This window comes from Virgibacillus carmonensis, from assembly GCF_057836705.1.
In genome coordinates, this window is record NZ_JBYQFJ010000223.1 from 1 (window position 1) to 630 (window position 630).

General features: G+C 39.4%; 1 protein-coding gene. It reads left to right on the forward strand.

Going from position 1 to position 630, the window contains the following annotated elements; genetic code table 11:
• Positions 1-630: sigma 54-interacting transcriptional regulator (locus AC3G7N_RS21520; protein ID WP_489424173.1), on the forward strand; the 630-nt coding region annotated here is incomplete at both ends.

The following is a 630-nucleotide window of genomic DNA, read 5'->3' on the forward strand; positions in this document are numbered from 1 at the left end:
CACGCTTATATACCGGAAGATTCAATCCCGGAAACCATAGATTATATTGTGACACCAGGTGAACGTCATCTTTTGCCGCAAGGGTTATCTAATGTTATTGATATAGGTTCCAGGCTTTTGGATATTAGCACGTTTGAGGAAATTATCAACCTGCTCGAAATGGATTATTCGAAGTCCCAGATTATTAGACGCTATTTTAAGGCATGTGTATCACTATCAGGGAACGACAATTACGATTCACATGCAAAAGATATCCGTCATATTGCGCAATACCATTTCAAGGATATTATTTCGGAAAGTCAATCCATGAAAGAAGCGGTTGAACTTGCCAAACAGTATTCACTTGCGCATGATGCAAGATATATCCATATTGGGGGTGAGCAGGGCACTGGAAAAAATATGTTTGCCCAGGCTATACATAACTTTTCCAGAAAATCAGATCAACCTTTCGTTTCGGTTAATTGTGCTTCAAAAGATAGTGACGAAATCGAGCTAATATTGTTCGGTGCAGCAAATCAGGATGATGTGTTTCAACTTGCCGGAAATGGAACTGTTTGTATCGAGGAAGTTGAAGAGCTTCCACTAGACATTCAGGGAAGACTGTTTCAACTGTTTAATGCTAAAGACTTT